This window comes from Pedobacter sp. 01T416_2 (genome assembly GCF_056398925.1).
Genome location: NZ_JBFTQI010000294.1, coordinates 1 through 6,696, shown reverse-complemented (window position 1 = coordinate 6,696; position 6,696 = coordinate 1). Strand labels below are relative to the sequence as shown.

Annotated in this window: 5 protein-coding genes; all 5 read left to right on the top strand. The window is 38.8% G+C overall.

The annotated features are described in order from the left end of the window. On the top strand, window positions 1–1,756 hold a 1,756-nt coding region (locus AC1DPQ_RS13690), incomplete at its 5' end, for a BamA/OMP85 family outer membrane protein (protein WP_477609764.1). Window positions 1,757–1,856: 100 nt separating this feature from the next. Beyond that, the gene (locus tag AC1DPQ_RS13685; RefSeq protein ID WP_121283542.1) at window positions 1,857–2,387 is read left to right on the top strand and encodes an OmpH/Skp family outer membrane protein; all 531 of its coding nucleotides are present in this window, start codon (window positions 1,857–1,859) and stop codon (window positions 2,385–2,387) included. Window positions 2,388–2,450: 63 nt separating this feature from the next. Further along, the gene (locus AC1DPQ_RS13680) at window positions 2,451–3,029 is read left to right on the top strand and encodes an OmpH/Skp family outer membrane protein (RefSeq protein WP_057932778.1); all 579 of its coding nucleotides are present in this window, start codon (window positions 2,451–2,453) and stop codon (window positions 3,027–3,029) included. A 233-nt stretch (window positions 3,030–3,262) separates the two neighbouring features. Further along, the gene (murI, locus tag AC1DPQ_RS13675) at window positions 3,263–4,084 is read left to right on the top strand and encodes a glutamate racemase (protein WP_477609762.1); all 822 of its coding nucleotides are present in this window, start codon (window positions 3,263–3,265) and stop codon (window positions 4,082–4,084) included. Window positions 4,085–4,535: 451 nt separating this feature from the next. After that, window positions 4,536–6,437, top strand: a complete 1,902-nt coding sequence (locus tag AC1DPQ_RS13670; protein WP_477609760.1) for an amidophosphoribosyltransferase — start codon at window positions 4,536–4,538, stop codon at window positions 6,435–6,437. The last annotated feature ends 259 nt before the right edge of the window (window positions 6,438–6,696 follow it).

The following is a 6,696-nucleotide window of genomic DNA, read 5'->3' as shown; positions in this document are numbered from 1 at the left end:
AGGTTATCGTGATGCCGAATTATTAAAAGATACCATTTACCAGCATAACAAGAAAAAGGTTAACATCAGGATGGACCTTTACGAAGGGAAAAAATATTACTTCGGTAATATTACCTGGGCAGGTAATGCCATTTATCCGGATAGTATTTTGCAAAAAGTATTAACCATCGAAAAAGGTGATGTTTTTAGCGAAGAAAAATTAAATAAAAAATTAAACGGCGGTGGCGAAAACGGTGGCGACATTAACAGTATGTATACCGATAATGGATATTTAACTTTTAATATCGATCCGGTACAGACCAAAATTTATGGCGATACTGTTGATGTGGAATTACGCATGTACGAAGGTCCACAGTATACCAACAACCGCATTACTTTAAAAGGTAATACCATTACAAACGATAAAGTTGTTTTGCGTGAGATCCGTACCAAACCCGGACAGAAATTTAACAAAAGTGATTTGATCCGTACCATCCGCGAAATCGGTCAATTGGGTAACTTCGACGAGTCTAAAACTGTACCTACACCTCGCCCTAACCCGGCAGATGGTACTGTAGATATTGAATATGCTGTAGAAGAGAAACCTTCAGATCAGATTGAGTTATCAGGTGGTTTTGGTGGTGGCCGTATCATTGGTACATTAGGTTTAACCTTCAATAACTTTTCGTTACGTAACTTATTTAATTTAAAAGCTTACAAACCATTGCCAAAMGGTGATGGGCAGAAATTAAGCTTACGTGGACAAACCAACGGTAAATATTACCAATCATATAGTTTCTCCTTCTCTCAACCTTGGTTTGGTGGCGAGAAACCGGTAAGTTTCGGTGTGAGTGCATTTACTTCACTACAATCTAATGGATTAAGTTCAGATAATGCGCAGTTTCAAAAAATACGTTTAAATGGTGTAACGGTTAGTTTAGGTAGAAGATTAAACTGGCCAGATAACTATTTTCAGTTAAGCCATGCGGTTAGTGTACAACAGTACATCTTAAATAACTATTCAGGATATTTATTCAATACGGGTACATCTTACAACATAAGTTTATCACAGGAGATTAGCCGCGATTCAAGRGATTCGCCGATCTTCCCTAAATCTGGATCATTCTTACGTTTCACCGTTCAGGCAACGCCACCATTTTCATTGTTAAATAAAACAAACTATGCAACGGCATCAGATAGAGAGAAATATCGCTTTACTGAATATCATAAATGGAAATTCGATTCACAATGGTACCAACGTGTAGCCGGAAACCTGGTAATCAAAGCGCAGGCCCAGTTTGGTTTCTTGGGGCAATATAACAAAGCAGTTGGCCAATCAGCATTCGAGCGTTTTAAACTTGGTGGTGATGGTATGCAGGGATTCGATTTCTTGCAGGGATCTGAGCTGATCGCGATGCGTGGTTACGCTAACAATGCTGTTATCCCGAATGGATCCGATCCGGCTGTAGCGCAGCAATCAGGTAGCCCAATTTATACCAAATATGTATTAGAGGCACGTTATCCCGTTATTGYAAGCCAACAAGCCACAGCTTTCGTTTTGGCCTTTGCAGAAGCTGGTAACACCTGGAACAGATTTGGTGATTTTAATCCTTTTAACGTTAGAAGATCAGTGGGTGTAGGTGCAAGGATCTTCCTTCCTATATTTGGTTTGTTGGGTATCGATTATGGACATGCGTTTGATACCATACCTGGACTATCAGACGGAGGAAAGCAAAATTTTACATTTAGTATCGCACAACAATTAGGTGGATTTTAATTGATAAAGAACAAAAATTTAACTAATTATGCAATAAATCATTGCAATAGGAGTTTAAAGAAAGCTTAGGTTATTAACTATATCATTAACACACACACAAATGAAGAAGTATCTTTTTATCGCATTCCTACTTTGCACTTCTTTTGGTGCCTTTGCACAGAAGTTTGCTTATGTAGACACGGAGTATATTTTGAAACATTTACCAGAATATAAATCGGCACTAAGTCAATTAGATGTTGCCTCTAAACAATGGCAGCAACAGGTGGACCAGAATTTTTCTGAAATAGACAGGATGTACAAGGCTTATCAGGCCGATCAGGTTTTGTTAACCGATGATATGCGCAAGCGCCGTGAAAACGAGATTATAGAAAAAGAAAAACAGGCTAAAGAATTTCAACGTTCTAAGTTTGGGCCAGATGGGGATCTTTTTCAAAGCAGGGTAAAATTAATTAAACCCATTCAGGATAAAGTAGCCGAGGCGATTAAACAGATTGCAAAATCTAAATATTTAGACTTCATTTTCGACAAGAGCAGTGAAGCAACAATGATGATTTATGCGAGTAGCAGTTACGATGTTAGTAATGACGTAATTGTAAAATTAGGTTATAAACCAGGGACTGTAAATAATTAGTATATTCGCCCCTGATTTTTGAAGAAAAACAATTAGAAAAAAATAAAAAAGTAAAATAAAACGATGAGAAAGTTAATTAACGTATTCTTTGTAGCAGCAGGGTTATTGTTTACAGCGAATATGGCAAGTGCACAACAAAAATTGGGTCACATTAATTCTGAAGAGGTATTTGCAAATTTACCAGAGGCTAAAACAGCTCAAACTACTTTAGAAACCTTAGGTAAACAAAAGCAAGCCGATATTGATGCAATGATCAAAGAATATCAAAGTAAAATGGCTGCAGCAGAAGCTAAGCAAAAAACTTTGAGTGAGGCTAACAAAGAAACAGTAGGTAAAGAATTACAAGCTGCGGGTCAAGAATTACAGGATTTAGAAAAACGCATTACTGATGCGCGTACTAAAGCGTCGCAAGATATAGGTACTAAACAAGGTGAATTATTCCAACCTATCCAGGCTAAAGTTGCAACTGCAATTTCTGCTGTAGCTAAAGAAAAAGGTTTAGCTTACGTTTTCGATATCGCAAACGGACAAGGTGGTAACAATTTAGTTTTCTGGGATGGTGGTGATGATATTACTGCTTCAGTAAAAACTAAATTAGGAATCACTGCAACTGCTGCAAAACCAGCAGCACCTAAAAAGTAGTTCTGAGTCGGAAGTTCGGAGTTCAAAATCTCCTTACCAATTCAAAATATAAGGCGGAATTAAGTTTAACTTAGTTTCGCTTTTTGTTTTAGGATTTTCGTCATGCTGTCCCGAGTTTCGGGATCAGCATCTTTGATGTCTAACTTCAGCGCAGCAGATCCTGAAACAAGTTCAGGAAGACGACCGTTTTAAAGATTTAACTTTTCAATATTTATCTATAACTTTCCAACACAATGCAGGCTTCGCCAATAGGTATTTTCGATTCAGGTTACGGTGGTTTAACAGTTTTCCGGTCTATTGCCGATAAATTGCCCGATTACAATTATATCTATTTGGGCGATAATGCCCGTTCGCCCTATGGCGACCATTCTTTCGAGACCATTTATAAATATACTTTAGAATGCGTAGAATGGCTTTTTGCTAAAGGATGCCATTTGGTTATTCTTGCCTGTAATACGGCGTCAGCTAAAGCGCTTAGAACGATCCAGCAAATAGATCTTCCTGCTAAATATCCCGGTAGAAGAGTGCTTGGCGTAATCAGGCCCACAGCTGAGGTAATTGATGGTTATACGAGCACTAAATCGGTAGGGGTAATGGGGACCAGAGGTACAGTTAATTCTCAATCTTATCTTTTAGAGATCAATAAATTTTTTCCTGAGATTAAGGTTTACCAGCAAAGCTGCCCGATGTGGGTTCCACTGATTGAAAATAACGAACACTTACAATCTGGCGCTGACTTTTTTATCAATGAATATTGTGATCAGTTATTGAGCCAATCGGCAGCTATCGATTGCGTGCTATTGGCTTGTACACACTATCCTTTATTAATGCCTAAACTGAAGAAGGTATTCCCCGACCATATAAGCGTTTTAACGCAAGGCGAGATTGTATCCCGCAGTTTAGCTGATTATTTAAAGAGACACCCTGAGATRGAAGAAAAACTAGCTAAACAGGGCGAAAGGTATTTCTATACTAGCGGTGATCCTGCAGCTTTTGATGAACACGCCTCTATTTTTTTCGGAGAGCCGTTGAAATCAGATAGAATGATTGTTTAACTGTAAACTGAACCCTGGTTAATTGTTTGAATTGGTTAACTGGAAATTGCGCATTGAAAATTGTTAATTCCTGATCTGCGTCCTGCTGAACTTCTTTCAGTATCTATTCTGTTGATAAAAATCTTTAAATTGATTTGTTGCCAGTACAGATGGACGGTTCAGTAATCTTTCTCTTTTGCATTAGTAACTGTAAAACGCAAACCGTTGATATATGAAATTAATTGAATAGCGCGATCTCTGTAGGTAATTCAAGTAAGTGTGTATAATTTACACTAACTAAGCTGGCTATTTGAACATATTGGAATTAATTAGAAGGGGCGATTGGAGTTAGAGATAGATTAGTCGCACTTTTAGTTCATCTGTCAGCCTAAACTCATCATAATAAAAGAAAACATTTTTCTTTAGGTTGTAACGAGTTAAAAGGATAACTTTGCGGCTTCAAACCCACACAATGAGTGATCAGATAAAACACGAATGCGGAATCGCTTTTATTCGCCTGTTAAAACCACTTTCTTACTACCAGCAAAAGTACGGTACAGCACTTTACGGCCTTAACAAATTATACCTTTTAATGGAAAAACAGCATAACCGGGGCCAGGATGGCGCAGGTATTGCCACCATTAAGCTGGATATGAAACCGGGCAGTAGGTACATCAGCCGATACCGGAGCATGGCATCTAATGCGGTAGCTGATATCTTCGAATATGTGCAGAACAAATTTGTCGATATCCAAGAAAACACGCCTGAATTAATGCAGGATACAGAATGGCTCAAAAACAACGTAAGCTTTATCGGCGAGGTGTTAATGGGCCATTTGCGTTATGGTRCGCATGGTAAAAACAGCATCGAAAATTGCCACCCTTTTTTAAGGCAAAACAACTGGATGACACGTAACCTGGTAATTGCAGGTAACTTCAACATGACGAATGTTGATGAATTATTGGAGCAATTGTACGAGTTAGGTCAGCATCCAAAAGAAAAAGCAGATACCGTTACGGTATTAGAAAAAATCGGGCACTTTTTAGATGATGAAAACCAGGAGCTTTTCGATCAGTACAAAAAAGAAGGGCATGATAACATTGCGATTACACACAAAATATCTGATAATTTAGATATTGCAAATATCCTTCGCCGTTCGGCCAAAACATGGGATGGAGGTTATTCGATCTGTGGTATGGTGGGTAATGGCGATTCGTTCATTATGCGCGATCCGGCAGGTATCCGTCCGGCGTATTATTACTATGATGATGAGATTGTTGTAGCGGCATCTGAAAGGCCTGCTTTACAAACTGCATTTAATATCCAGTTCAAAGATGTTAAAGAGATCGATCCTGGGCATGCTTTAATTATCAAGAAAAACGGTGAGGTGAGCATGGAGCAGTTCCGCGAGCCAACCGAAAGATTGTCGTGCTCTTTCGAACGTATTTATTTCTCAAAAGGAAGTGATGTAGAGATTTACCGCGAACGTAAACAGCTTGGTCGCTTATTAAGCGATAAAATCCTTCAGGCCGTTAATTACGATCTAAAAAATACAGTATTCTCATTTATCCCAAATACGGCAGAAGTAGCCTTTTTTGGAATGGTTGATGGTGTTCAGCAATATGTGCGCAGGCACCAGAAAGATATACTTTTACATAAAAAAGAAACATTAACAGATCAGCAGCTTGAAGACCTGTTATCTTTAGCGCCCCGTGTAGAAAAGCTTGCGGTTAAGGATGTAAAACTGAGAACTTTTATTACTCAGGACGCAGACCGTAGCGAAATGGTAGCACATGTTTACGATACTACCTATGGTATTATCAATAACCACCAGGATACTTTAGTGGCACTTGATGATTCGATTGTGCGTGGTACAACTTTAAAGCAGAGTATCATTAAAATTGTTGACCGCTTACACCCTAAGAAAATCATTATTGTTTCTTCTGCACCTCAGATCCGTTACCCTGATTGTTATGGTATCGATATGAGCAGGATGGGGCAGTTCGTGGCTTTCGATGCAGCTATTCAGTTGTTAACGGAGCGCGGTATGTGGCAGGTGATCGAAGACGTTTACACGAAATGTAAAGCTTCGTTGCTTTTACCTAAAGAGGAAATTGTAAACCACGTTAAGGAAATTTATAAACCGTTTACGCCTGAAGAAATTTCGGCTAAAATTGCACAGATTATTACGCCAAAAGGTACTGTTGCTGAGGTTGAAGTAATTTATCAAAGTTTAGAGAACTTGCACGAAGCTTGTCCGAAAAACAAAGGTGACTGGTATTTCTCAGGAAATTATCCTACCCCGGGGGGTAATAAAGTGGTAAATAAAGCTTTCGTTAACTGGAAAGAAGGAAATAACCAAAGGGCTTATTAGGTCCTAATTCCCTAAAGGGTACTTGAATAATAAATAGCTCATATTTTATATGGGCTATTTTTTTTGTTTTTTACCACTGAGAACAACGAGTTTGCACAGAGAAAAGAAGAGTTCCGAGCCCCTGTTTAGCGCTGAGCACGAAGACACAAATTGTAGCTTCCTATGCAGAGAAGAGTCCTTCGACTCCGCTCAAGGTGACCATCAAAAAAGGTAACAATCTTTTCCTACCTAAACCTGACATTCGCGGAAAGCCCGGAAC